17 protein-coding genes and 1 pseudogene are annotated in these 24,549 nt (G+C 73.8%); 11 read left to right on the top strand and 7 right to left on the bottom strand.

Annotated features, from left to right (window positions below; all coding sequences use genetic code 11):
• Positions 1–177 precede the first annotated feature (177 nt).
• Positions 178–600, bottom strand: a complete 423-nt coding sequence (locus ABTY40_RS06240; protein WP_352058425.1) for a secondary thiamine-phosphate synthase enzyme YjbQ — start codon at positions 598–600, stop codon at positions 178–180.
• A gap of 134 nt (positions 601–734) precedes the next feature.
• Here ABTY40_RS06240 and ABTY40_RS06245 point away from each other — a divergent pair, with 134 nt between their 5' ends.
• Entirely contained in the window at positions 735–1,853 is a 1,119-nt protein-coding gene (locus ABTY40_RS06245; protein ID WP_352058426.1) for an NAD(P)-binding domain-containing protein, read from the top strand.
• A 251-nt stretch (positions 1,854–2,104) separates the two neighbouring features.
• Here the strand turns inward: ABTY40_RS06245 and ABTY40_RS06250 are convergent, their stop codons facing one another.
• Positions 2,105–3,961: an ABC transporter ATP-binding protein gene (locus ABTY40_RS06250; protein ID WP_352058427.1), complete on the bottom strand. Its 1,857-nt coding sequence runs from the start codon at positions 3,959–3,961 to the stop codon at positions 2,105–2,107.
• Positions 3,962–4,176: 215 nt separating this feature from the next.
• Here ABTY40_RS06250 and ABTY40_RS06255 point away from each other — a divergent pair, with 215 nt between their 5' ends.
• The 3 genes from ABTY40_RS06255 to ABTY40_RS06265 all read left to right on the top strand — a co-directional run bounded on the left by ABTY40_RS06255 (position 4,177) and on the right by ABTY40_RS06265 (position 9,277).
• Positions 4,177–4,638, top strand: coding sequence for a MarR family winged helix-turn-helix transcriptional regulator (locus ABTY40_RS06255; protein ID WP_352058428.1), 462 nt, complete (start codon positions 4,177–4,179; stop codon positions 4,636–4,638).
• A gap of 34 nt (positions 4,639–4,672) precedes the next feature.
• Positions 4,673–7,597, top strand: a complete 2,925-nt coding sequence (locus ABTY40_RS06260) for an FAD-binding and (Fe-S)-binding domain-containing protein (RefSeq protein WP_352058429.1) — start codon at positions 4,673–4,675, stop codon at positions 7,595–7,597.
• A 261-nt stretch (positions 7,598–7,858) separates the two neighbouring features.
• Complete coding sequence (locus ABTY40_RS06265; RefSeq protein ID WP_352058430.1) at positions 7,859–9,277, top strand: Gfo/Idh/MocA family protein; 1,419 nt, start codon at positions 7,859–7,861, stop codon at positions 9,275–9,277.
• Positions 9,278–9,328: 51 nt separating this feature from the next.
• Here the strand turns inward: ABTY40_RS06265 and ABTY40_RS06270 are convergent, their stop codons facing one another.
• Positions 9,329–10,936 (bottom strand): peptide-N4-asparagine amidase, encoded by a 1,608-nt coding sequence (locus ABTY40_RS06270; RefSeq protein ID WP_352058431.1) that lies wholly within the window; start codon positions 10,934–10,936, stop codon positions 9,329–9,331.
• A 191-nt stretch (positions 10,937–11,127) separates the two neighbouring features.
• Between ABTY40_RS06270 and ABTY40_RS06275 the strand changes: the two genes are divergently transcribed.
• Positions 11,128–12,930: an ABC transporter transmembrane domain-containing protein gene (locus ABTY40_RS06275; RefSeq protein ID WP_352058432.1), complete on the top strand. Its 1,803-nt coding sequence runs from the start codon at positions 11,128–11,130 to the stop codon at positions 12,928–12,930.
• Positions 12,927–14,708, top strand: a complete 1,782-nt coding sequence (locus ABTY40_RS06280) for an ABC transporter ATP-binding protein (protein WP_352058433.1) — start codon at positions 12,927–12,929, stop codon at positions 14,706–14,708. Before ABTY40_RS06275 ends, ABTY40_RS06280 begins: the two co-directional genes overlap by 4 nt.
• A gap of 110 nt (positions 14,709–14,818) precedes the next feature.
• Here ABTY40_RS06280 and ABTY40_RS06285 read toward each other — a convergent pair whose 3' ends face one another.
• Entirely contained in the window at positions 14,819–16,030 is a 1,212-nt protein-coding gene (locus ABTY40_RS06285; RefSeq protein ID WP_352058434.1) for an FAD-dependent monooxygenase, read from the bottom strand.
• Between the two features lie 163 nt (positions 16,031–16,193).
• Between ABTY40_RS06285 and ABTY40_RS06290 the strand changes: the two genes are divergently transcribed.
• Positions 16,194–17,180 carry a TetR/AcrR family transcriptional regulator C-terminal domain-containing protein gene (locus tag ABTY40_RS06290; RefSeq protein ID WP_352058435.1) on the top strand — a complete coding sequence of 329 codons (987 nt, stop codon included), beginning with the start codon at positions 16,194–16,196 and terminating at the stop codon, positions 17,178–17,180.
• On the opposite strand, the gene ABTY40_RS06295 is transcribed toward ABTY40_RS06290, so the two are convergent.
• Complete coding sequence (locus ABTY40_RS06295; protein WP_352058436.1) at positions 17,173–17,964, bottom strand: metal-dependent hydrolase; 792 nt, start codon at positions 17,962–17,964, stop codon at positions 17,173–17,175. The two genes, ABTY40_RS06290 and ABTY40_RS06295, sit on opposite strands and share 8 nt — an antisense overlap.
• Before the next feature lie 66 nt (positions 17,965–18,030).
• On the opposite strand from ABTY40_RS06295, the gene ABTY40_RS06300 reads away from it, so the two are divergent.
• Both ABTY40_RS06300 and ABTY40_RS06305 read left to right on the top strand, forming a co-directional pair.
• Positions 18,031–20,604 carry a DEAD/DEAH box helicase gene (locus tag ABTY40_RS06300; protein WP_352058437.1) on the top strand — a complete coding sequence of 858 codons (2,574 nt, stop codon included), beginning with the start codon at positions 18,031–18,033 and terminating at the stop codon, positions 20,602–20,604.
• Positions 20,605–20,626: 22 nt separating this feature from the next.
• The gene (locus tag ABTY40_RS06305) at positions 20,627–21,490 is read left to right on the top strand and encodes an acyl-CoA thioesterase (protein ID WP_352058438.1); all 864 of its coding nucleotides are present in this window, start codon (positions 20,627–20,629) and stop codon (positions 21,488–21,490) included.
• Positions 21,491–21,516: 26 nt separating this feature from the next.
• Here ABTY40_RS06305 and ABTY40_RS06310 read toward each other — a convergent pair.
• Positions 21,517–21,723 (bottom strand): annotated as a pseudogene (locus ABTY40_RS06310) (DUF6011 domain-containing protein); the annotation flags it as partial.
• Between the two features lie 37 nt (positions 21,724–21,760).
• Here ABTY40_RS06310 and ABTY40_RS06315 point away from each other — a divergent pair.
• A complete protein-coding gene (locus tag ABTY40_RS06315) occupies positions 21,761–22,243 on the top strand; it encodes a glutathione peroxidase (RefSeq protein WP_345284677.1) in 483 nt (160 codons plus the stop codon).
• The gene (locus tag ABTY40_RS06320; protein WP_502990499.1) at positions 22,206–23,003 is read left to right on the top strand and encodes a putative protein N(5)-glutamine methyltransferase; all 798 of its coding nucleotides are present in this window, start codon (positions 22,206–22,208) and stop codon (positions 23,001–23,003) included. The genes ABTY40_RS06315 and ABTY40_RS06320 overlap by 38 nt, the downstream gene beginning before the upstream one ends.
• Positions 23,004–23,053: 50 nt before the next feature.
• On the opposite strand, the gene ABTY40_RS06325 is transcribed toward ABTY40_RS06320, so the two are convergent.
• Positions 23,054–24,424, bottom strand: coding sequence for a cytochrome P450 (locus tag ABTY40_RS06325; RefSeq protein WP_352058555.1), 1,371 nt, complete (start codon positions 24,422–24,424; stop codon positions 23,054–23,056).
• Positions 24,425–24,549: the final 125 nt, after the last annotated feature.

Below are 24,549 nucleotides of genomic sequence, written 5' to 3' on the forward strand. Positions count from 1 at the left end.
CGACAGGACGTCGGCGGACGGCCCGGCCGTCCGCGGTCGCCACAGGCGGCGTGCCCCGAGCAAGCACGTGCCGCAGCCGTCGATCGCGTCGTGGTGACAGGGCGCGTCTCTCTCCCGTCACGCCGGACCGTGAGGAGACGTGACGGCCACACCCGGGACGATCTTGATCGGATCGATTCAGCCCAGGAAGCTCAACCGCACCTGCCGCTCCGGGTTGTCCTTGTTCGTGTCCACCAGGCAGACCGACTGCCAGGTACCCAGGGCCAGGCGGCCGGCGAGGACCGGGAGGGTGGCGTGGGGTGGGAGGAACGCGGGGAGGACGTGGTCGCGGCCGTGGCCGGGGCTGCCGTGGCGGTGCTGCCAGCGGTCGTCCGCCGGGAGGAGGTGGTGGAGGGTGGCCAGGAGGTCCGCGTCGCTGCCCGAGCCGGTCTCCAGGACGGCGAGGCCCGCCGTGGCGTGGGGGACGAAGAGGTTGAGCAGACCGTCGCGGCCGGCTGCGGCCTCGGCGAGGAAGGCCTCGCAGTCACGGGTCAGATCGGTGACGGTCTCGCGGTGGCCGGTGGTGAGGTCGAGCAGGGTGGTGGTGAAGGAGTGCGCCATGGCGCCATCCTGCCGCCCGGGCGGGTGGAAAGCGCGCAGCGACCGGCCCTTGGGACGGGCCACGGCCGGCCGGAGCAGCGACCGGGGTCCCCGTCGCCGGGAAGATCGCGGGCCCGCGCCCCGTTGGTAGAAACGTGAACGAAATTGGGGTCGAAGAGGTCAGCGCCGTGGACGTGGTCGTCATCGGCGCCGGGCAGGCGGGCCTGTCCGCCGCGTTCCACCTGCGGCGGGTCGGTCTGGAGCCGGACCGGGACTTCGTGGTCCTGGACCACGCGCCCCGGCCCGGCGGTGCCTGGCAGTTCCGGTGGCCGTCCCTGACGTACGGCAAGGTCCATGGGATGCACGCCCTTCCCGGCATGGAACTGACCGGGGCCGACCCCGCGCGACCGTCCTCCGAGGTGATCCAGGAGTACTTCGAGACGTACGAGCGGACGTTCGGGCTGCGGGTGCGCCGGCCCGTCGGCGTGAGCACCGTCCGGGAGGGCGAGGACGGGCGGCTGCGCGTCGAGACCTCCGAGGGAGTCTTCGCGGCGCGCGCCCTGATCAACGCCACCGGCACCTGGGACCGCCCGTTCTGGCCCCGTTATCCGGGCCAGGAGACCTTCCGGGGCGTCCAGCTGCACACCGCCGGCTACCCCGGGCCCGAGGCCTTCGCGGGCAAGCGCGTGATCGTGGTCGGGGGCGGGGCCTCCGGTACGCAGCACCTCATGGAGATCGCCCCGGTCGCGGCCGGGACGACCTGGGTCACGCGCCGCGAGCCGGTCTTCCGCGAGGGTTCCTTCGGCGAGGCGGAGGGGCGGGCGGCCGTCGCGCTCGTGGAGGAGCGGGTACGGCGGGGCCTGCCGCCGCGGAGCGTCGTCTCGGTGACGGGACTGCCCCTCACCGACGGGGTCCGGGCCGCCCGGGAGAGCGGCGTGCTCGACCGGCTGCCGATGTTCGACCGGATCACCCCGACCGGAGTGGCCTGGAACGACGGACGGAGCGTCGACGCGGACGTGATCCTGTGGGCCACCGGCTTCCGTGCCGCCATCGACCACCTGGCGCCGCTGCGGCTGCGGGAGCCGGGCGGCGGCATCCGGCTGGAGGGCACCCGTGCCGTACGGGACGCACGCGTCCACCTGGTCGGGTACGGGCCGTCCGCCTCGACCATCGGCGCCAACCGGGCGGGCCGGGCGGCGGTGACGGACATCCGCCGCCTGCTCGCCCGCGAACCGGCTGTGGACGCCCCGGTGCCGAGTGGGGTCCCCGCCTGAGGCCGCCGGACGCGGCGGCGCCGCCGGCCCCCTGGGACGGGGGGCCGGCGGCGCCGGGCACTGCGATCGTCAGACGAGCCAGCCCAGGAAGTGGGCGACGCCGGCGAGCAGGTTGGTGATCACGTTCATGGTGGGACTTCTCCTCGTGCATGTTCTTCGTCGGGACAGCGCCTACGCGGTCTGCAGCCCGTCGCTTGCGCACCGTCATCATCCGGCGCCGCAGTGGAGTGGAGCAACGAATCCCGGAACGATCACACGTTCTGGGGAACACCCGCTCCCACGTTCGCCTGTTCGGCTCCCTGAGCTCCACGGGCGTCCTGCCGCACCAGCTCCGCGTACCGCCCGTTCAGCGCGAGGAGTTCCTCGTGGGTACCGCGCTCGGCGATGCGCCCGGCCTCCAGGACGACGATCTGGTCCGCGTCGCGGACGGTGGAGAGCCGGTGGGCGATGGTGAGGGTGGTGCGGCCCTTCGAGAGCGCGTCGATGGCCTCCTGCACGGCGCGTTCGGTGCGGGTGTCGAGCGCGCTGGTGGCCTCGTCCAGGATCAGGACGGGAGGGTCGCGCAGGATCGTGCGGGCGATGGCCAGGCGCTGTTTCTCCCCGCCGGAGAAGCGGTGGCCGCGTTCGCCGACCAGGGTGTCGTAGCCGTCGGGCAGCGAGGCGATGTGGTCGTGGATCTGGGCCGCGCGGGCGGCGGCCTCGATCTCCTCGTCCGTGGCGTCGGGCCGGGCGAAGCGCAGGTTGTCGGCCACCGAGGCGTGGAAGAGGTAGGTCTCCTGGGAGACCACGCCGACGGCGCGGGCCAGCGTGTCGAAGTCGAGGTCCCGTACGTCCACCCCGTCGAGGGTGACGCGGCCGCCGGTCACGTCGTACAGCCGGGGCACGAGCAGCCCGAGGGTGGACTTGCCCGCGCCGGTCGCTCCGACCACGGCCAGGCTTTCGCCTGCGGGCACGGTCAGGTCGACGGCGTCGAGGGTCGCCGGACCGGTCGCGTCGGGGTCGTAACGGAACTCGACCCCTTCGAAGGCGACCTCGCCGCGGACCTTCTCCAGGCGGACCGGGTCGGCGGGCTCGGTGATGTCGACGGGCAGGTCGAGGTATTCGAAGATGCGCTGGAAGAGGGCGAGCGAGGTCTGGATCTGCACGCCGGTGGAGAGCAGGCTCACGGCGGGCCGGAACAGGCCCTGCTGGAGCGAGACGAAGGCCACGAGGGTACCGAGGGAGATCGCCGCGCCGCCGGAGCGGAGGGCGAGGCCGGCGGCCCAGTAGAGCAGGGCGGGCATGGCGGCCATGACGATCCCGATGGTGGCCATGCGCCAGCGTCCGGCCATGGAGGAGCGCACCTCGAGGTCGACGAGGCGCTCGGACTCGGCGGCGAAGGACCGGGTGAGCGAGTCCGCGCGGCCCATGGTGCGGCCGAGCAGGATGCCGCTCACGGAGAGGGACTCGGTGACCGTCGCGGCCATCGCGGCCATCTGCTTCTGGCGCTGGGTGGTGATCCGCTTCCGCTCGCGGCCGACGCGCCTGCTGATCCAGACGAAGACGGGGAGCAGGAGCAGGGAGACGAGGGTGAGGCGCCATTCGAGGGCGAGCATGGCGACGACGGTCGCGACGACGGCGGTGAGGTTGGCGACGAGGGAGGTGGCCGTGGAGGTCACGGTGGCCTGCATGCCGCCGATGTCGTTGGCGATGCGGGACTGCACCTCGCCGGTGCGGGTGTGGGTGAAGAAGGCCAGCGGCATGCGCTGGAGCTGGGCGTAGACCCCGGTGCGCAGGTCGTGCATGACGCGCTGCCCGACCGTGGTGGAGATCAGCGTCTGGAGCACGCCGAAGACACCGGTGAGGACGGCGGTGAGGATCATGCCGAGGGCGAGCAGGCCGAGGAGTCCGGTACGGCCCTGGGGGATCGCGGTGTCGAGGATCTCCTTGAGCAGGAACGGGGAGGCGACCGAGACGAGCGAGGCGGCGCCGACGAGGAGGCCGACGAGCGCGAGGCGGGCGCGGTAGGGACGGAAGAGGCCGAGGATCCGCCGCAGCTGGGCGGGCTCCCGGGGCTGTCCGGCAGCGCGGGGCGGGGGTGTCCAGGTGGACTGGTCGTGGGGGTGCATGGGCTCCTTCGCAGGTCGGCCGTGTCCGGCGGGCGGCGGGAACGGCACGGTGACGCGCCCGGGCGGCGCGCCCGGAACCGGGCGCTGCGCACCGGGCGCCCGTACGGCACGGACGACGCCGAGCGCACGGCGCGGGGACGCACGGGCGGGTCCTCCGACCATAACTCACTCTTACCTATGTTCACAATGAGTGTGGTCCTGATAATGTTGCCGGCATGAGCACCCCCGACCGGCCGCGCGCGCGGCCCGACGCCGACGGGCTCCTCGCCGAGCAGCTGCTGCGGCTCACCCGCCGCCTCCACCGGATCCAGAAGCGCCATCTGGAGCCGGTCGGCATCACCCCCGCCCAGTCGAGGCTGCTCCGGACGGTCGCCACGTACGCCGAACCGCCCCGGATGGCCGACCTCGCCGCCCGCCTGGAGGTCGTCCCTCGGGCGGTGACCAGCCTGGTCGACGGACTGGAGGCGAGCGGCCGGGTGCGCCGGGCGCCCGATCCGGCCAACCGCCGGGTGGTGCGGATCGAGCTCACCGAGGAGGGACGCGCCACGCTGCGGGAGCTGCGCTGCGCGCGCCGGGGGGCGGCGGAGGAGATCCTTGCTCCATTGACCGTCGACCAGCGCGAGGTGCTCGGAGAACTGCTGTCGGCCCTGGTGGACCCCGGACCGGACGGCTGCTGACCCCGGGCCGGGCGCGCCGAAGGGGAGCCGTGACATGCCGCTGCTGGAACCGAAGCCCGGGGCCCTCGGCCCGCGCGTGCGGAAGGCCCCGGCCCCGGACCGGATCCCCGGGCTCCTGGCGAAGGGCACCCCGCGGCGGCTGCGCGAGGAGCTGACCGAGCTCCTCGGCCCCGAGAAGGTCCTGACGAAGCTCTCCGACCTGGTGCGGTACGCCTCGGACGCCAGCCCCTACCGGTTCCTGCCGCAGGTGGTGGTCGTCGCGGAGGACGTGGACGACGTGTCGGCCGTGCTGTCGTACGCGCGGGGCAAGGGCCGCGAGGTGGTCTTCCGGGCCGCCGGGACGAGCCTCAACGGGCAGGCGCAGGGCGAGGACATCCTCGTCGACGTGCGCCGGCACTGGGTCGGCACCGAGGTCCTGGACGGGGGCGCCCGCGTCCGCTGCGGTCCGGGCACCACCGTCGTCCGGGCCAATGCCGCGCTCGCCCCTCACGGGCGCGTCCTCGGGCCCGACCCGGCGAGCGCGGTCGCCTGCACGCTCGGCGGCGTGGTGGCCAACAACGCCTCGGGGATGACGGCCGGCACCACCCGCAACTCCTACCGCACCCTGGCCTCGCTCACCTTCGTCCTGCCGAGCGGGACGATCGTCGACACCGGCGCCCCGGACGCCGACACCGCGCTCGCGCGCGCCGAGCCGAGGCTGTGCGCCGGTCTCCTGGAGCTGAAGGCGGAGATCGAGGCCGACGCGGAGCTGACCGCGCGCATCCGGGCCAAGCACGCCCTGAAGAACACCAACGGCTACCGGCTCGACGCCTTCCTCGACGGGACCACTCCGGCCGAGATCCTGCGGGGCCTGATGGTCGGCTCCCAGGGCACCTTCGGCTTCATCTCCGAGGTCGTCTTCGACACCCTGCCGCTGGACCGCGCGGTCTGCGCCGGCCTGCTGTTCTTCCCCTCCCTGACGGCCGCCGCCGCGGCCGTGCCGCACTTCACCGGGGCCGGGGCCCGCGCGGTCGAGCTGATGGACTGCAACACCCTGCGCGCCTCCGTGAGCGTGCCGGGCGTGCCGGCCGACTGGGCCGGGCTGCCGGACGGGACGGCGGCGCTCCTGGTCGAGTTCCGGGCCCCGGACGCGGCGGCCCTGGAGGCGTACGAGCGGGCGGCGCGGGCCGTCCTCGACGGGCTCGAGACGGTCGCCCCGGTCGCGTCGGCCGACAACGCGTTCACCCGGGACGCGGGGCGGATCAACGGCTACTGGAAGGCCCGCAAGGCCTTCGTGACGGCCGTCGGCGGGACCCGCCCCCCGGGCACGACGCTGATCACCGAGGACTTCGCGGTGCCGCCGGACCGGCTCGCCGAGGCCTGTGCGGAACTGCTCGACCTCCAGGCCCGGCACGGCTTCGACACCGCCGTCGCCGGACACGCGGCCCACGGCAACCTGCACTTCCTGCTGGCCTTCGACGCGGGCGACCCCGCGGACGTGGAGCGGTACGCGGCGTTCATGGACGCGTTCTGCAAGCTGACCGTGGAGCGCTTCGACGGCTCCCTCAAGGCCGAGCACGCCACCGGGCGGAACATCGCGCCGTTCCTGGAGCTGGAGTGGGGGCCGCGGGCGACCGAGCTGATGTGGCGCACCAAGGAGCTGCTCGACCCGGAGGGGGTCCTCGCCCCGAGGATCGTCCTGGACCGGGACCCGCAGGCCCATCTGCGCGGATTGAAGACGATTCCGGCCGTGGAGCGGATCGCCGACCCCTGCATCGAGTGCGGCTTCTGCGAACCGACCTGCCCGAGCGGTGATCTGACGACGACTCCGCGCCAGCGGATCGTGCTGCGCCGCGAGATGATGCGGCAGGCGCCCGGTTCACCGGTCGAGGCGCGGCTCCTGGAGGCGTACGGCTACGACGCGGTGGACACCTGCGCGGGCGACTCGACGTGCGCGCTGGCCTGCCCGGTGGGGATCGACACGGGCGCGCTCATGCGGGAGTTCCGGCACGCGCGGCACTCCGCGGGCGAGGAGCGGCTCGCCGCCCTGGCCGCGCGGAACTTCCGGGCCGTCGAGACCGCCGCGCGGCTCGCGCTCGGTGCCGCGAGCCGGATCGGGGACCGTGCCCTGGAACGGCTGACGGGCCTCGCCCGCAGGGCGGTGCGGCCCGACCTCGTACCGGAGTGGCTGCCGGAGATCCCGGCCGCCGCGGCACGGCGGCTGCCGCGCACGGTCCGGGCGGACGCCGCCGCCGTCTACTACCCGGCCTGCGTGAACCGGATCTTCGGGAATCCGGCCGGGGTGCCGGGGCTCTCGCTGCCCGAGGCGGTCGTGGCGGTGTCGGCGCGGGCCGGGCGGCCGGTGTGGATCCCGGAGGACGTGGCCGGTACGTGCTGCGCCACCATCTGGCACTCCAAGGGATACCGGCGGGGCAACGAGCTGATGGCGAACCGGATCGTGGAGGCGGCCTGGGAGTGGACGAACGGCGGGCGGCTGCCGCTGGTCGTGGACGCGTCCTCGTGCACCCTGGGGCTGGCGCACGAGGTCGTCCCGCACCTCACCGGGGAGAACCGGGGGCTGCACGCCGCCCTGACGGTGGTCGACTCCCTGGTGTGGGCGGCGGACGAACTGCTGCCGCGCCTGGAGGTGCTGCGCAGGGTGGACTCGGCGGTGGTGCATCCGACGTGTTCGATGCGGCACCTGGGCGACGAGGAGAAGCTCACCGCGGTGGCCGCGGCGTGCGCGGAGGAGGTCGTGGTGCCCGTCGACGCCGGGTGCTGCGCGTTCGCCGGTGACCGGGGCATGCTGCACCCGGAGCTGACCGCCTCGGCGACGGCGCGGGAGGCGGCCGAGGTGACGGCGCGCCCGTTCGACGCGCACCTTTCGGCCAACCGGACGTGCGAGATCGGGATGGAGCGGGCCACGGGACGGGCGTACGTGTCGGCGCTCCTCGCCCTGGAACGGGCGACGCGGCCCTGATCCGCCGGGGCCCTCGGGGCCCCGGCGGGACGGGCGCGGGCACCTGGCGGCCGACGGCCCCTCCCCCTTCGCGGGGAGGGGCCTGTCACATGTTCGAGTGACGGTCGTTCAGCGGTGCGGCCCTGCGGGTGATCCGGAACAGTAAAGTCCAACTACCCGTCGCAAGAGTCCTACCGACGCCCTTGCGCACCCCCGGACACGGGGGCCAGGGTCCTGTGCGGGATTCATGAAACAGCCGTGCACACAGGTTCTGGAGGTTCCATGAACGAGCAGACTCCGCGCGACCCGAGCCGCCGTACCGTCCTGAGGACCACGGCGGGAGCGGCGGGCGCGGGCCTCGGGTTCGGCGCCCTGGGCGGTCACCCCGCCCACGCCGCTCCCGGGCCGGCCGCGGCGGCGTCACCGGCCGGGACCGCGGCGGCGCCGAAGCGCCGGGGGGCCACCATGGCGGGGGTGCCCTTCGAGCGGCGGTCCACCGTCCGGGTCGGCATCATCGGCCTCGGCAACCGCGGCAGCAGCATGATCGGCCACTTCCTGTCGCTGCCGGGCGTCCGGGTCGTCGCGCTCTGCGACCCGGTACGCGAGAAGGCCGAGCGGGCCGCGGCGAAGGTCACCGCCGCCGGTCAGCCGGCGCCCGCCCTCTACACCAAGGGCGAGGACGACTACGAGAACCTCTGCGCCCGCACCGACGTCGACTTCGTGTACGTCGTCACCCCGTGGGAGCTGCACTTCCCCATGGCGCGGGCGGCGATGCTGAACGGCAAGCACGTCGGCGTGGAGTGTCCGGTCGCGATGCGGCTGGAGGAGCTGTGGGACCTGGTCGACCTCTCCGAGCAGACCCGCCGCCACTGCATGCAGCTGGAGAACTGCTGCTACGGGCGGAACGAGCTGCGGGTGCTGCGCATGGCGCACGCCGGGAAGTTCGGGGAGCTGCTGCACGGCGCGGGGGCGTACAACCACGACCTGCGCGAGCTGCTGTTCTCGCCGACGTACTACGAGGGCCCCTGGCGGCGGCTCTGGCACACCCGGCTGCGCGGGGACCTGTACCCCAACCACGGCTTCGGGCCCGTCGCCAACTACATGGACGTCAACCGCGGCGACCGGGTGGTGAGCATCAGCAGCTTCGGCACCCCGGCGCTCGGACTCGCGGAGTACCGGGCGGCGCACGTGCCGGCCGGCGACCCGAGCTGGAAGGAGTCGTACATCGGCGCCGACCGGACGATCAGCATGGTGCGGACGGCGAAGGGCCGGGTGATCCGGCTGGAGCACGACGTGTCCACCCCGCACCCCTACAGCCGGATCAACAGCCTGGGCGGCACGCGGGGCGTCTTCGAGGACTACCCGGCCCGGATCTACCTGGAGCCGGACCACAAGAACCACCAGTGGGGCGACTTCGCGGCGTACGCGGCGGAGTTCGACCACTGGCTGTGGAAGGAGCACGCCAACCCGCCGGGCGGTCACGGCGGCATGGACTACATCATGATCTTCCGTCTGATGCAGTGCATGCGGCTCGGGCTCGTCCCGGACTTCGACGTGTACGACGCGGCGACCTGGACGGCTCCGGTGCCGCTGAGCCATGCCTCCCTCAAGGCGGACGGCGCGCCGCAGGAGATCCCGGACTTCACGCGCGGCGAGTGGCGCAAGGCCCGGAGCGGTATGGACTCGGTCAAGCCCGCCTGATCCGGCGGCGGACGTGCCCGGCTCCCGCGCGGGGGCCGGGCACGCGCGCGTTCAGCAGCGCCGCAGGTCCTCGGTCACCATGCCCTGGACGGCGGTCACGCTCCGGTCGTGGCAGCCCCCGGAGCCGTACAGCCGGTAGCGCTCGGTGCTGGTGCCGACCGCGTGCCGCTGGTCGCGCGGCACGCCGGTGGTGTAGGTGGCGTCGCCGGTGTACGTGTCGTCGAGGCGCGACCAGGACAGCCGCCGCCCGTCCCGGAGGACGACGGAGTCGGCGCGGTCCCCCAGGGTGAGCACGGTCCGCAGCCGGTCACCGGCGCCGACGGTGGTCTCGCCGTCCATGGTGTACGTGCGGTCGGTGCGGGTGACGGTGCGCCCGGCGGTGACCGTCTCGCGGTCGGTCCAGCGGGCGGTGAGCGCGTCGGGGTTCTCGCCCTCGCCCCAGCGGTGGACGGAGGTGTGGCCGACGGAGCGGGTGACGGTCGTGTCGACGCGGCCGTGCGAGGTGACGAGGTGCCCGGCGACGGTGAGCCGGTGGTCGGCGGTGGTCTCCAGCCGGTGCGGGGAACCGGCCGTGTACACCGGGGTGTTGACGGGGCGGCTCTCCTCGTGCCGGTCGAGGGCGCCGGTGACGACCTCGCTGCCCTCGTCCTGCCACAGCAGGATGTTGGTGGGGGCGGACCAGCCGGGGAGGCCGGCCGGGACGCCGGCGACGGAGACCTCCACCCGGTGTTCCCGGCCGTCGTTGAGCAGGGCGGCGAAGGGCGTCAGGTCGTAGACGACCGGCTGGACGTCGAAGGCGCGCGGGCCGGGGGTGACGTACCAGAGGAAGGGGTTGGACCAGCCGCCGGTCCAGACGGTGGGGAAGGGCGCGGCGATGCCCGCGAGCCTGCCGTCGACGCTGATCCGGACCTCGCGGTGGGGCCCGTCGGCGGCCCGGCAGGAGTAGGGGGCGGCGTCGGGAACGGAGAGGTACCAGTACTCCTCGCAGCCGCCGCCGGAGCCGGTGACGTACACCTCGGCGAGCAGGCGCTCGGTGTTGCGCGGGGTGGTGAGGGCGGGGCCGGTGAGGGGGATCACCCGGTCGGGGGTGCCGGCGGCGGGTTTCACCCGGCCCTGTGCGGTGTGGAAGGTGAGGGTGACGCGGACGTCGAGGACTCCGGTGTACGTCTCGTTCACGACGTTGCCGATGAGCATCTCGACGGGCTGCGGCCGGCTGAGGGTGTCCCGGTAGCGGGTGACGTCCTTCTCGACGGACCAGGTGATGCCGTCGGGCGAGGGCTGGGGCGTGGAGGTGCGGAAGATCTCGACGCCGCCGAGCGAGAGGTGGCCGAGCCGGTCGTACTGACGGCCCTTCACCTGGCCGTCGAGGCGGAGGACGACCTTGTTCCAGCGGGTGCCGCACTCCTTGGGCGGGGTGTAGGTGCCGCGGTACGGCGTGAAGTCGCGGAACTGGGCGGCGGCGAGGGTCACCCGGCAGCTGCGGGTGCCGGGGGTGGTGACGGGCGGGGCGGCGGTGACCGGATCGTGCCAGTCGGAGGTGAACTCGGCAGGCGGCGTGGGACCGGTGGGTCCGTCGGCGGCGGCCGGCGGGGCGGTGAGGAGCGCGCCGGCGGCCAGCACCAGACCGCTGAGCATGCTCATGATCTTGAGTGGTCTCATGGGGCGGAAGTGAAGCGCGGTCCCCGGGCGCGGTCCAGAGGACGATGAGCGGACATGGCGCGATCTGTTCCCCGATGGGGAAAATCGATTGCCGCGCTCCCGGCGGGAAAGCGACCCTTGCACGGTTTCCGCGGGCGCCGCCGCACACCTGTGGCGCCCCGCACCGTCCGCCCCCGGAACCCTGGGACGCCATGCAGATTCGAGATCTTCCCTACGCCGACCCCGGGGTCCCCGACGTCCGCTCGGGCGGCCGGTTCCTCCTGTGGCTCGGCCGCCGCCAGCTCGGCGGGCAGGTGAGGTCCCTGCTCTGGGGCCTGCTGCTGAACCTGGGCATCGCCGGGCTCCCGCTGGGCGTCGGCCTCGCCGTCCAGGCGGTCGTCGACCGGGACGGCGGGCGGCTGGCCCTCGCCGGACTGGTGCTCCTCGCGCTCGGCGCGGCGATCGCGGTCGGTGACCTCATGCTGCACCGCACCGCCGTCACCAACTGGATCACGGCCGCCGCCCGGGTCCAGCAGCTCCTCTCCCGCAAGACCGCCGAACTGGGTGCGCTGCTCACCCGCCGGGTGGCGGCCGGCGAGGTCGTCGCCGTCTCCACGGGTGACGTCGAGAAGATCAGCTGGTTCGTCGAGGCGCTGTCCCGGTTCACCGCCGCCGCGGTCACCCTGCTGCTGGTGTGCGCCGGGCTCGTCGTGTACGAGCCGGCGCTCGGGGTCGTCGTGGCCGCCGGCGTCCCCGCCCTCGCGCTCGCCGCGCTGCCGCTGCTCCCCCGCGCCACCCGCCGGGCGGACGTCCAGCGCGAGAAGGCGGGCCGGGCCACCGAACTCGCCTCCGACACCGTCGCCGGGCTGCGGGTGCTGCGCGGCATCGGCGGCGAGGAGCTGTTCCTCGGCCGCTACCGGGCCGCCTCCCAGGAGGTCAGGGAGGCGGCCGTGCGCAGCGCCCGCATGTGGGCGCTGATCGCGGCGGTGCAGGTGCTGCTGCCGGGACTGCTGCTGATCGTCGTGGTGGCGTACGGGGCGCGGCTCGCCCTCGACGGCCGGATCGGGGTCGGGGAACTCGTCACCGTGTACGGGGCGGTGGCGCTCACCCACCATCCGCTGAGGAACGTGGAGGAGATCGCGATGGCCTTCGCCTTCTCGCGGCCCTCCGCGAAGCGGGCGGCCCGGGTCCTGGCGCTGACCCGCGCGACGGTGCCGTCCGGGGACGAACGGCGCACGGCGAGCGGTGACCTGTACGACCCGCTGACCGGGGTCCTGGCCCCGGCGGGGCGGTTCACGGCCGTGGTGTGCGGCGACCCGGACCTCGCGGGGCGGCTCGCCGACCGGCTCGGCGGTCACCCGGCCGAGCCCGGCGAGGACCACACCTCGGTGCTCCTCGGCGGCGTCCCGCTCGACGAACTGCCCCTGGAGACCGCCCGTACCGCCGTCCTCGTCCAGGACAAGGACCCGGTTCTGCTGTCCGGCACGCTCGGGGAGCTGCTCGACGTGCCGTCCTCGGGCGCGGTGCGGGCGGAGGAGGCGCTCGCCGCGGCGCAGTGCGGGGACGTCCTCGACGCCCTCGCGCAGGCCTCCGTCGACAGCGACGGCGACCCGATGCGCACCCGGATCACCGAACGGGGCCGCTCCCTCTCGGGCGGCCAGCGCCAGCGCCTCGCCCTGGCCCGCTCGCTGGTCACCGACCCGGAGGTGCTCGTCCTGGACGAACCGACCTCCGCGGTCGACTCGCACACCGAGGCCCGCGTGGCCGAGGGCGTCAGGAAGCTGCGCGCGGGCGCGACGACGGTGGTGCTGGCCTCCTCGCCGCTGCTCCTGGACCGCGCCGACCGGGTGGTCCTGGTCCACGAGGGCCAGGCGCTCGCCGTCGGCACCCACCGGGAACTCCTCGCCACCGAACCCCGCTACCGGGCCGTGGTCACCCGGGAGACCGACGAGGAACTCACCGCGGCGACCGGCCGCACCGCTCCGCGCGAAGCGCGGGAAGGAGACACGGCATGATCGGCGCCGCGCCCCCGGAGTACGATCCGGCGGCCCCGACGACGGCGACGACGCTGCCCGTCGCCACGACCGCGACCGTCCGCGCCTACGTGCGCGAGCTGCTCCGCCGTCACCGGCGGGCCTTCGCCCTGCTGATCGGGGTCAACGCGGTCGCGGTGATCGCCTCGATGGTGGGGCCGTACCTGCTGGGGTCGGTGGTCGACCGGCTCGCTGCGGGTGCGCGCGAACTCCATCTGGAGCGCACCGTCGCCCTGTTCGCGGTCGCGCTGCTCGTGCAGACCGCGTTCGTGCGGCTCGTCCGGCTGCGGGGCGCGATGCTGGGCGAGGAGATGCTGGCCGACCTGCGCGAGGACTTCCTGGTCCGTTCGGTCGCCCTGCCGCCGGGCGTACTCGAGCGGGCGGGGACCGGTGACCTGCTGTCCCGGATCACCACGGACGTCGACCGGCTGGCCAACGCGATGCGGGAGGCCGTGCCGCAGCTGGCGATCGGCGTCGTCTGGGCCGGTCTGCTGCTCGGCGGGCTCGCGGTGACGGCGCCGCCGCTCGCCCTCGCCGCCCTGCTGGCGGTGCCGCTGCTCGTCGTGGGCTGCCGCTGGTACTTCCGGCGGGCGCCGTCCGCGTACCGCTCGGAGTCCGCGGGGTACGCGGCGGTGGCCGCCGCGCTCGCCGAGACCGTCGACGCGGGCCGCACCGTCGAGGCGCACCGCCTGGGCGAGCGCCGGATCGCCCTCTCCGACCGGCGCGTTGCGGAGTGGGTGGCGTGGGAGAACTACACCCTCTTCCTGCGCTCGGTGCTGTTCCCCGTGGTCAACCTGACGCACACCACGGTGCTGGGGTCCGTCCTGCTGCTCGGCGGGGTCTTCGTCCTCCAGGGCTGGATCGACGTCGGCCAGCTGACGACGGGCGCGCTCCTCGCGCAGATGCTGGTCGACCCGATCGGGATCGTGCTGCGCTGGTACGACGAACTCCAGGTCGCGCAGGTGTCGCTGGCCCGGCTGGTGGGCGTCCGCGACATCGAGCCGGAGGCGGGTGACGCGGCGGTACGGCCCGAGGGCCGGGCGGTCCGGGCCGAGGAGGTCCGGTTCGGCTACCGGGAGGGCGCGGACGTGCTGCACCGGGTGACGCTGGACGTGGCGCCCGGGACCCGGCTGGCCCTGGTCGGCCCGTCCGGGGCGGGCAAGTCCACCCTCGGGCGGCTGCTCGCCGGTATCTACGCGCCCCGGGCCGGATCGGTCACGCTCGGGGAGGCGGAGCTGGCCCGGATGCCGGCCGAGCGCGTCCGCTCGCACGTGGCCCTGGTCAACCAGGAGCACCACGTCTTCGTGGGCACCCTGCGGGACAACCTGCGCCTGGCCCGGGCGCACGCCACCGACCAGGAGCTGTGGGCCGCGCTGACGGCGGTCGACGCCGAGGGCTGGGCGCGGGGCCTGGACGCGGGCCTCGACACCGAGGTCGGCTCGGGCGGCCGGACGCTGACCCCGGCGCAGGCCCAGCAGGTCGCCCTGGCCCGCCTGGTGCTCGCGGACCCGCACACCCTGGTCCTGGACGAGGCGACCTCCCTGCTCGACCCGCGGGCGGCCCGCCACCTGGAGCGCTCCCTGGGCCGGGTCCTGGACGGCCGCACCGTGGTGGCGATCGCGCACCGCCTGCACACCGCGCACGACGCCGACCTGATCGCGGTGGTCGAGTCCGGCCGGATCAGCGAACTGGGCAGCCACGACGAGCTGGTGGCGGCGGACGGCGCGTACGCGGCGCTGTGGCGGTCCTGGCACGGATAGCCGGGCCCGGGGCCGCGCGCCGGCCCGGGCCCCGGGCCGGCGGGGTGCGCGGGCCGCCGGAGGGGTGCGCCGGTTCCGGTGGCGCCCCGCGTCGCCGGATCGGGCGCCCGTCACACGCTCGTCGCGGCGGCGTCGTACGAGGGCAGCGCGATGTTCCCGGCCTTGGCGAACTGCGCCCCCAGAAGGGTCCGCAACGGCCGGCGGGTCATCTGGCGTACGGAGAGGTTCCGCAGGCCGATACCGAGCCGGCCCAGGGGGGCGAAGCCGGCGGCGCCGCCCGGCGGAAGCTCCTGTGCCTGGCGGACGTAGGGGCGCATCACCTCGTCGTACCGGGCGAAGGCGGCGCGGTGGTCGCCCCGCGCGGCGCCGAGTTCGCCGGCCAGGACGTAGGCGCCGACCAGGGCCAGGCTGGTGCCGAGGCCGGTCAGCGGCGTCGCGCAGTGGCCGGCGTCGCCGAGCAGCGCCACGCGGCCGCGCGACCAGCTCTCCAGTCGGACCTGACCCATGGCGTCGAAGAAGAAGTCCGGGGCCGTGCGCATCGCGCGCAGCAGGCGCGGGGTCTCCCAGCCGACGCCGGCGAAACGCTCGGCCAGGATGCGCTGCTGGGCGGCGACGTCCCGGCGGTCGACGGAGAGCGGGGGCGAGCGGAAGCTGAGGCCCGCCTTGATCTCGCCGGGCACGCGGCCGGGCCGCGCCGAGGCCACCAGACCGCCGGGCGCGTTGTGCATCAGGTACCAGCCGTCCAGGTCCGTCTCGCCGGTCGCGGTGAACCAGGCGGTGTAGAGGCCGATGGGGTGCACGAAGGCGCTCTCGGGGCCGAAGGCCAGGGCCCGGACCACGGAGTGCGGACCGTCCGCGCCGACCACCAGGGCGAACCGGCGCGGGGCCGCCTTCTCGAAGGTGACGGTGACCCCGTCCGCGTCCTGGTCGAGGCCGGTGACGGTGTCGTCGAACAGGTACGCGGTGCCGGGCAGGGTGGCCTCGTACAGGATGCGGGCCAGATCGCCGCGGAGGATCTCGATCTCGGAGACGATGCCCTCGCCGCCGAAGCTGTCGGCGGGCAGGCGGGCCGTGACACGGCCCGCCGCGTCGACCAGGGCCAGCCCGCGCTGGTCCACGCTCTCCGCCCGGGCCCGGTCCATCAGGCCCATCCGCTCGATGACGGTACGGCCCGCGCCGCGCAGGTCCACGGTCTGTCCGCCCGGCCGGGGCGCCGGGGCGCGCTCCACGATCGTGACGGCGAAGCCCGCCCTGCGTAGCCAGTACGCCAGAGCCGGTCCCGCGATGCCGGCGCCGCTGATGAGGATCTCATTGTTCTCCATGGCTCGACCGTACGGCGTACGCACCGCCCCGGCAAGCCTGAAGTCCATGGCATTTCCCGGCGTCATCGTATACACGCACTAGTGCACCCGGGCCGGTTGCCCGGGCCCTTCCGGGGCACTCCCCCACCCCCGCCGGTTACGATGCGCCTGTCGAGGTGCACTAGTGCAGGGGGTAGAGGTGGGCGGACAGGCGTCCCCGCGTTACGGCCGGATCGTCGAGGAACTGCGCGCCCGGATCGCATCGGGCGAGCTGCCCCCCGGCGCGCGCGTGCCCTCCACCCGGGAGATCACCCGGCAGTGGGGCGTCGCGATGGCGACGGCGACCAAGGTGCTCACCGAACTGCGCCGCCAGGGCCTGGTGCGGGCCGTCCCCGGCGTCGGGACGGTCGTGGAGAGCCCCGCCGGAACGGCGCGGGCCGCGCGGCCGGCCCCCGCCCCTCGCCGGAACGGCCCCTCCCCCGCGCCCTCCGGTCAGACGGCCCTCACCCTGGAGCGGATCGTGGCCGCCGCCGTCACGGTCGCCGACGCGGAGGGACTGGCCGGGCTCTCGATGCGCCGGGTGGCCGCCGAGCTGGGCGTGGCGGCCATGTCGCTGTACCGGCACGTCGCGGACAAGGACGACCTCCTGGTCCGGATGATGGACGCGGTGTTCGCGGAGCGGCCGCTGCCCGAGGAGCGCCCGGCGGACTGGCGGGAGGCCGTCGAGCTGGCGGCCCGGCAGCTCTGGGAGCGGTTCCGCCGGCACCCCTGGCTCGGCCCGGCCCTCTCCGTGACCCGCCCGCAGATGATCACCTCGGCCCTCCCCTACAGCGAATGGGTCCTCGGCGCCCTGCACGCGCGGGGGCTGGACCTCCCGTCCGCCTTCACCGCGCACCTGACGCTGCTCAACCACGCCCGGGGCATCGCCGTCAATCTCGAGTCGGAGCGCGAGGCCGAGGCGTACAGCGGCCTGGACAGCGAGGAGTGGATGGGCGCCCAGGAGCCGGCGTTCGAGTCGCTGCTGTCCTCCGGGAGGTTCCCCGCGCTGGCCCGCCTCGCCTCCACCGGGTACGACCTCGACCTGGACGCGCTGTTCGAGTTCGGCCTCCAGCGCCTCCTGGACGGCATCGCCGTCCTCCTGGACGACAGGACTTCCTCGCGCCTCAGATGAAGCCGAGGGCCGAGGCGCCGCCGACCCCGCCGAGGACCATGAAGGCCGGCATGAGGACCTTCAGCTCGATCCAGCTGCCGGCCCGGAAGCGCAGGGCCCTCGGCGGGCCGACCGGATACCAGCGCTTGCGGCCGACGGGTATGGGCCACAGGATCGGGCAGCCGGAGACGGTGAGGGCGTCCCCGAGGTCGTGGACCAGGGCGCCGAGGAGGACCGGCAGGCCCAGCCACAGGTACTCCTGCCCCGGGTCGGTGAACAGCCAGTTCGCGCCGTTGCCCGGCTGGTCGAGGACTCCGGCGATGATCCAGGCGCTGGTCGCGCCGAGCAGCCAGACCAGGATGTCGCTGGACATGCGGGCGGCCCGCCACAGCAGGCCCTCCACGGCGAGGACCAGATGGACGAAGAGGAGGCCGAGCACCGCCCACCGCCCGCCGGTGACCGCCGCCGTGGACGCCCCCGCCCCGATGAGCAGGGCCCACGGCCAGGTGTGGGTGAGGGTCCGGTGACCGCCGGAGCGGCGCGGGTCGGCGGCCGAGCGGGTCGCCTTGTAGACCGTGTACGACAGTTTGTCGACGATCCCGCACAGGCCGCGGGAGACCGGGCCGAAGGCGCGCGAGATCGTCGCCGACCGGTGGTCGAGGTCGGGGGCGAGGGCGGCGCCCGCGCAGATGAGCGCGCCGGTGAGGAGGACCGGCCAGGGCATCGGGTGGTCCAGGGCGGCCGCGGCCGCTCCCACGCCGAGCCAGGCCGCCGCTCCCGACAGCGAGTGCGCCGGTCCCATCATGTTCGGTGTCGCCCCGTTCTCCCGCCGGCGCGCGTGACGGCCGGTCGACCGTCGAGCCTATCGTCGGTGATCTTCGTTCCTGCGGCCGGTTCCCTCCTCCGGGGGGAATCCAGGCAAGATGGGGGCGTGACCCTTATCGATCAGCTGCCGCCGACCGCCGACCCCGACGCCCTCTTCGAGGCCTTCTCCACCTGGGCCGAGGAGCGGGGCATCACGCTCTACCCGGCCCAGGAGGAGGCGCTGATCGAGGTGGTGTCGGGGGCGAACGTGATCCTCTCCACCCCGACCGGTTCCGGGAAGTCCCTGGTGGCCGCCGGGGCGCACTTCACGGCCCTCGCCCACGACCAGGTGACCTTCTACACGGCGCCGATCAAGGCGCTGGTGTCGGAGAAGTTCTTCGACCTGTGCAAGCTGTTCGGCACGGAGAACGTCGGCATGCTGACCGGCGACGCCTCCGTGAACGCGGACGCCCCGGTGATCTGCTGCACGGCCGAGGTGCTGGCCTCGATCGCGCTGCGGGACGGCAAGGACGCCGACATCGGCCAGGTCGTGATGGACGAGTTCCACTTCTACGCGGAGCCGGACCGCGGCTGGGCCTGGCAGATTCCGCTGCTCGAACTGCCGCAGGCCCAGTTCGTCCTGATGTCGGCGACGCTCGGTGACGTGTCGATGTTCGAGAAGGACCTGACGCGGCGGACCGGGCGTCCGACCTCGGTGGTCCGCTCGGCGACCCGGCCGGTGCCGCTGTCGTACGAGTACCGGACGACCCCGATCACCGACACCCTGACCGAGCTCCTGGACACCAAGCAGTCCCCGGTCTACATCGTCCACTTCACGCAGGCGCAGGCCGTGGAGCGGGCGCAGTCGCTGATGAGCATCAACATGTGCACGCGGGAGGAGAAGGACCGGATCGCCGAGATGATCGGCAACTTCCGGTTCACCACCTCCTTCGGCCGGAACCTCTCGCGGTACGTGCGGCACGGCATCGGCGTGCACCACGCCGGCATGCTGCCCAAGTACCGGCGGCTCGTGGAGAAGCTGGCGCAGGCGGGCCTGCTGAAGGTGATCTGCGGTACGGACACCCTCGGGGTGGGCGTGAACGTGCCGATCCGCACGGTGCTGTTCACGGCCCTGACGAAGTACGACGGCAACCGGGTGCGGACGCTGCGGGCGCGGGAGTTCCACCAGATCGCGGGCCGGGCCGGGCGGGCCGGCTTCGACACGGCCGGTTTCGTGGTGGCGCAGGCCCCCGAGCACGTCATCGAGAACGAGAAGGCGCTCGCCAAGGCGGGCGACGACCCGAAGAAGCGCCGCAAGGTGGTCCGCAAGAAGGCCCCGGAGGGCTTCGTCGCCTGGTCGGAGAACACCTTCGAGAAGCTGATCGCCTCCGAGCCGGAGCCGCTCACCTCCCGCTTCCGGGTCACCCACACCATGCTGCTGTCGGTGATCGCCCGGCCCGGGAACGCCTTCGAGGCGATGCGCACGCTCCTGGAGGACAACCACGAGCCGCGGCAGAACCAGCTGCGGCACATCAGGCGGGCCATCGCGATCTACCGTTCGCTGCTCGACGGCGGGGTGGTGGAGCGGCTGGAGACCCCGGACGCCGAGGGCCGCACGATCCGCCTGACCGTCGACCTCCAGCAGGACTTCGCGCTGAACCAGCCGCTGTCGACCTTCGCGCTCGCCGCCTTCGACCTGCTGGACCCGGAGTCGCCCTCGTACGCCCTGGACATGGTGTCGGTGGTGGAGTCGACGCTCGACGACCCGCGCCAGATCCTGGCCGCGCAGCAGAACAAGGCGCGCGGCGAGGCGGTCGGCGCGATGAAGGCCGACGGCGTCGAGTACGAGGAGCGGATGGAGCGGCTCCAGGACATCTCGTACCCGAAGCCGCTGGAGGAGCTGCTCTGGCACGCGTACAACGTCTACCGCACGTCGCACCCGTGGGTGGGCGACCACCCGGTGTCGCCGAAGTCCGTCATCCGTGACATGTACGAACGGGCGCTGTCCTTCACGGAGTTCACCTCCCACTACGAGCTGGCGCGGACCGAGGGCATCGTGCTGCGCTATCTGGCGAGCGCGTACAAGGCGCTGGACCACACCATCCCGGACGACCTGAAGACGGAGGACCTGGAGGACCTGATCGCCTGGCTGGGCGAGATGGTGCGCCAGGTGGACTCCTCGCTGCTGGACGAGTGGGAGCAGCTGGCGAACCCGGAGGTCGAGACGGCGGAGGAGGCGCAGGAGAAGGCCGACCAGGTCAAGCCGGTCACGGCCAACGCGCGCGCCTTCCGCGTCCTGGTGCGCAACGCCATGTTCCGGCGGGTGGAGCTCGCGGCCCTCGACAACGTGGAGGAGCTGGGGGCGATGGACGCCGATTCCGGCTGGGACGCGGACGCCTGGGGCGAGGCCATGGACGGCTACTGGGACGAGTACGACGACCTGGGGACGGGTCCGGACGCACGCGGCCCGAAGCTCCTGTCGATCGAGGAGGACCCGGAGCACGGGCTCTGGCGCGTCCGGCAGACCTTCGCCGACCCCAACGGCGACCATGACTGGGGCATCAGCGCGGAGGTGGACCTCGCGGCCTCGGACGAGGAGGGCCGGGCGGTCGTACGGGTGACCTCGGTCGGACAGCTGTAGGCAGCACGGGAGGAGTACGAGGGTGACCAGTCCCGCCGAGAGGCTCGTGGACCTGCTCGATCTGGAGCGGATCGAGGTGAACATCTTCCGCGGGCACAGTCCGCAGGAGTCGCTGCAGCGGGTCTTCGGCGGGCAGGTCGCCGGCCAGGCGCTGGTGGCGGCCGGACGCACCGTGGACGACGACCGGCCGGTGCACTCGCTGCACGCCTATTTCCTGCGGCCGGGACGGCCCGGGGTGCCGATCGTCTACCAGGTGGAGCGGGTGCGGGACGGCAGGTCGTTCACGACCCGCCGGGTGACGGCCGTGCAGGAGGGCCGGACGATCTTCAATCTGACGGCCTCCTTCCACCTGCCGGAGGAGGGCGCCTTCGAGCACCAGCTGCCGCCCCGGCACCTCACCGACCCGGAGAGTTTGCCGAACCTGGCGGACGAGATCAGGGACCACCTGGGGGCGCTCCCCGAGGCCCTGGAGCGGATGGCCCGGCGCCAGCCGTTCGACATCCGGTACGTGGACCGGCTCCGGTGGACGAAGGAGGAGGTCGACGGCGCCGACCCGCGCAGCGCGGTGTGGATGCGGGCGGTGGGCCCGCTGGGCGACGACCCGCTGGTGCACACCTGCGCGCTCACGTACGCCTCGGACATGACGCTGCTGGACGCCGTCCGCATCCCCGTCGAGCCGCTCTGGGGCCCGCGCGGCTTCGACATGGCGTCCCTGGACCACGCGATGTGGTTCCACCGGCCCTTCCGCGCGGACGAGTGGTTCCTGTACGACCAGGAGTCCCCGATCGCGACGGGCGGCCGGGGCCTGGCCCGGGGCCGCATCTACGACCGCGAGGGCCGGCTGCTGGTGTCGGTGGTGCAGGAGGGGCTGTTCCGCGCGCTCTGAACGCTCTCCCGGCCCAGGGCTTCGGCGCCCGGCAGGGTGTCCTGCTCGACCTCGTGGCGGCGGACGCGGATGTCCGGGCCGGGCGGGTGGAGCTTGGCGTCGCAGGTCGGTCCGAGGCCGCTGCGGCGCGAGCCCGCGCCGGTCAGGGGGCGTCCGCACAGGCGGCAGCGCACCCGGCGCGTGGGGTCCGCGGGGCCGGGGTCGATGTCGATTGCCAGCGGTTCGTCCCTCATGTTGTGATCACACCCTAGTCTCGACGAGGAGCTCACCATGAGTCTGTACGACATTCCGCTGAAGACCCTGGACGGCGAGCCGTTCTCGCTGGCCGACCACCGCGACCGGGCCGTGCTGGTGGTGAACGTGGCCTCGAAGTGCGGGCTGACGCCGCAGTACGAGGGTCTGGAGCGGCTGCAGAAGGCCTACGGGGACCGGGGGTTCACCGTGGTCGGCGTGCCGTGCAACCAGTTCGCGGGGCAGGAGCCCGGCACGGCGGAGGAGATCAGCACCTTCTGCTCGACGACGTACGGGGTGACGTTCCCGCTGCTCGAGAAGACGGACGTGAACGGCGCGGACCGGCACCCGCTGTACGCGGAGCTGACGAAGGTCGCGGACGCCGACGGCGAGGCCGGTGACGTGCAGTGGAACTTCGAGAAGTTCCTGATCGGCCGGGACGGCACGGTCACCCGCTTCCGTCCCCGGACCGAGCCGGAGGCCCGTGAGCTGGTCTCGGCGATCGAGGCGCAGCTTGCCTGACACGGAGCTCGTGGCCCGGCTGCGGGCGGCGGGCTGCGTCTTCGCCGAGGAGGAGGCGGAGCTGCTGACCGCGGCGGCGGCCGGGCCCGCCGAGCTGGACGCGATGGTCCGGCGGCGGGCCGGGGGTCTGCCGCTGGAGCACGTGGTGGGCTGGGCGGAGTTCGCCGGTCTGCGGATCGCGGTGGACGCCGGGGTGTTCGTGCCCCGGAGGCGTACAGAGTTCCTGGTCGGGCTCGCGGTGGAGCGGGCCCGGCCGGGCGCCGTCTGCGTGGACCTGTGCTGCGGCACGGGAGCGGCGGGCGCGGTGCTGCTCGCCTCCGTGCCGGACGTGGAGGTGCACGCCGCGGACGTGGAGCCGGCGGCGGTCGCCTGCGCCCGGCGGAACGTGGAGCCGCGCGGGGGCCGGGTGTACGAGGGGGACCTCTTCGCCGCCCTGCCCGGGGAGCTGCGGGGCCGGGTCGAGATCCTGGTCGCCAATGTGCCGTACGTACCCACCGACGAGGTGGGGCTGCTGCCGCCGGAGGCGCGGGACCACGAGCCGATGGTCGCGCTGGACGGCGGCGCGGACGGCCTGGACGTGCTGCGGCGGGTCGCGCGGGAGGCGCCCGCGTGGCTGGCGCCGGGCGGGTGGCTGTTCTTCGAGACGAGCGAGCGGCAGGCCCCGGCGGCCGTCGCGGCGGTCACCGCCGAGGGGCTCGCGGCCCGTGCGGTCACCTCGGAGGAGTGGTGGGCGACGGTCGTCGTCGCCACCCGTCCCTGACGGGCGGACACGGGCGGGTGCCGGGGGACGTCTCCCCCGGCACCGGCCGTTCAGGCGCTGCGGGGCAGCAGCCGGCAGCGGGCGGGGCCGGTCGCCTGGAGGGTGATGCCGGGAGCGACCGGCACCTCGGCGTCCACGGTCTCGAAGCGGTGGCGCTGGAGGATCATCGTGAGGGCGATGACCGACTCCAGCATGGAGAAGTGCTGGCCGATGCAGGCGCGCGGGCCGCCGCCGAAGGGGAACCAGGCGTAGCGGGGGCGGGCGGCCTCGGCCTCGGGGGTGAAGCGGTCGGGGTCGAAGCGCTCCGGGTCCTCCCAGTAGCGGGGGTGCCGGTGGGTGACCCAGGGGGCGACGACGACGTCCGCGCCCGCCGGGACGGTGATGCCGCCGATCTGAGTGGCGGCGACGGCGCGGCGGCCGATGACCGGGGCGGCCGGGAAGAGGCGCATGGCTTCCTTGAGCACCTGGGTCACGTACGGCAGGGAGTCGAGGTCGGCGGCGCCGGGGGTGCGGCCGGCGAGCACCCGGTCGACCTCCTCGTGGGCCCGGGCCTGGATTTCGGGGTGGCGGCCGAGGAGGTGGAGGGCGAAGCCCAGGGAGGTCGCCGTGGTCTCGTGGCCCGCGACGAGGAAGACGAGGACCTGCTCGCGGAGTTCGGTGGCGTCGAAGCGGCCGTCCTCGGCGCTCTCGGCCTCGACGAGGAGGGTGAGGAGGTCGTCGCCGTCGCCGGGGGCCCGGTCGGCGGCGCGGCGCTCGGTGATGATGCGGTCGCACACCTCGTACAGCGCCCGGTGGACGGCGTCGGCCCGCCGGTTGCCGGGGGTGGGCCAGTCGCGGGGCACGTTGAGCGGGGAGTAGCCGCGGCGCAGGACGTAGGCGCTGAGCTCGGGGAAGCTGCGTTCCACGACCCGCACGGCCGTGTCGACGTCGGTGCCGAAGAGGATGCGGGCGACGGCGCGGAGCGCGAGCCGGGTCATCTCCTGGAGGACGTCGACGGTGGTGGCGCGGCTCTCCCGCCATTCGCCGAGGAGGGTCTCGGCCTCGGCGGCGATGGCGGCGGCGTAGCCGTCGACGCGGCGGCGGGTGAAGAGGGGCTGGACGAGCCGGCGCTGGCGCAGGTAGTCCTCGTCCTGGCTGGTGAGCAGGCCGTTGCCGAAGGACTCCCGGATCTCCTGGTAGAAGACGTTGTCCTTGCGGAAGTTGGCGGATTCGCCGGCGAGGACCTGCTGGACGCCCTCGGCGGAGAAGACGCCGTACACGGTGCGGCGGAGGCCGGGCGGTCCTGCGGTGATCCGTACGACGTCGCCGTGGTCGCGCCGGGCGCGCAGGAAGGTGCCGAGCGAGTCGTTCTTGAGGTCCAGCAGGGAGCCGAGCAGAGGAAGTCCGGCCAGTTCGGGTGCCTCGGTGCGGGTGGTGGTCATGGTCGTCTCCCCCTGGGTCGTCACCCGGCCGATTCTCCTCCAGGGCGTGACCCGGCGGGAGGGTCCGCGGCACACCCGACCGGATCTGGCCGGTTGGCTCGATCCGGTCGGGTGGGGCGGTGAGG

The sequence above is a fragment of the Streptomyces sp. NPDC126503 genome (assembly GCF_040302405.1).
Lineage (GTDB): Bacteria > Actinomycetota > Actinomycetes > Streptomycetales > Streptomycetaceae > Streptomyces > Streptomyces gulbargensis.

Bases quoted from the DNA above. Each gene is read 5' to 3' on its own strand.
- ABTY40_RS06240 (WP_352058425.1), bottom strand. From the start codon at position 600: ATGGCGCACTCCTTCACCACCACCCTGCTCGACCTCACCACCGGCCAC.
- ABTY40_RS06250 (WP_352058427.1), bottom strand. From the start codon at position 3,961: ATGCACCCCCACGACCAGTCCACCTGGACACCCCCGCCCCGCGCTGCC.
- ABTY40_RS06255 (WP_352058428.1), top strand. From the start codon at position 4,177: ATGAGCACCCCCGACCGGCCGCGCGCGCGGCCCGACGCCGACGGGCTC.
- ABTY40_RS06260 (WP_352058429.1), top strand. From the start codon at position 4,673: ATGCCGCTGCTGGAACCGAAGCCCGGGGCCCTCGGCCCGCGCGTGCGG.
- ABTY40_RS06265 (WP_352058430.1), top strand. From the start codon at position 7,859: ATGAACGAGCAGACTCCGCGCGACCCGAGCCGCCGTACCGTCCTGAGG.
- ABTY40_RS06270 (WP_352058431.1), bottom strand. From the start codon at position 10,936: ATGAGACCACTCAAGATCATGAGCATGCTCAGCGGTCTGGTGCTGGCC.
- ABTY40_RS06275 (WP_352058432.1), top strand. From the start codon at position 11,128: ATGCAGATTCGAGATCTTCCCTACGCCGACCCCGGGGTCCCCGACGTC.
- ABTY40_RS06280 (WP_352058433.1), top strand. From the start codon at position 12,927: ATGATCGGCGCCGCGCCCCCGGAGTACGATCCGGCGGCCCCGACGACG.
- ABTY40_RS06285 (WP_352058434.1), bottom strand. From the start codon at position 16,030: ATGGAGAACAATGAGATCCTCATCAGCGGCGCCGGCATCGCGGGACCG.
- ABTY40_RS06295 (WP_352058436.1), bottom strand. From the start codon at position 17,964: ATGATGGGACCGGCGCACTCGCTGTCGGGAGCGGCGGCCTGGCTCGGC.
- ABTY40_RS06315 (WP_345284677.1), top strand. From the start codon at position 21,761: ATGAGTCTGTACGACATTCCGCTGAAGACCCTGGACGGCGAGCCGTTC.
- ABTY40_RS06325 (WP_352058555.1), bottom strand. From the start codon at position 24,424: ATGACCACCACCCGCACCGAGGCACCCGAACTGGCCGGACTTCCTCTG.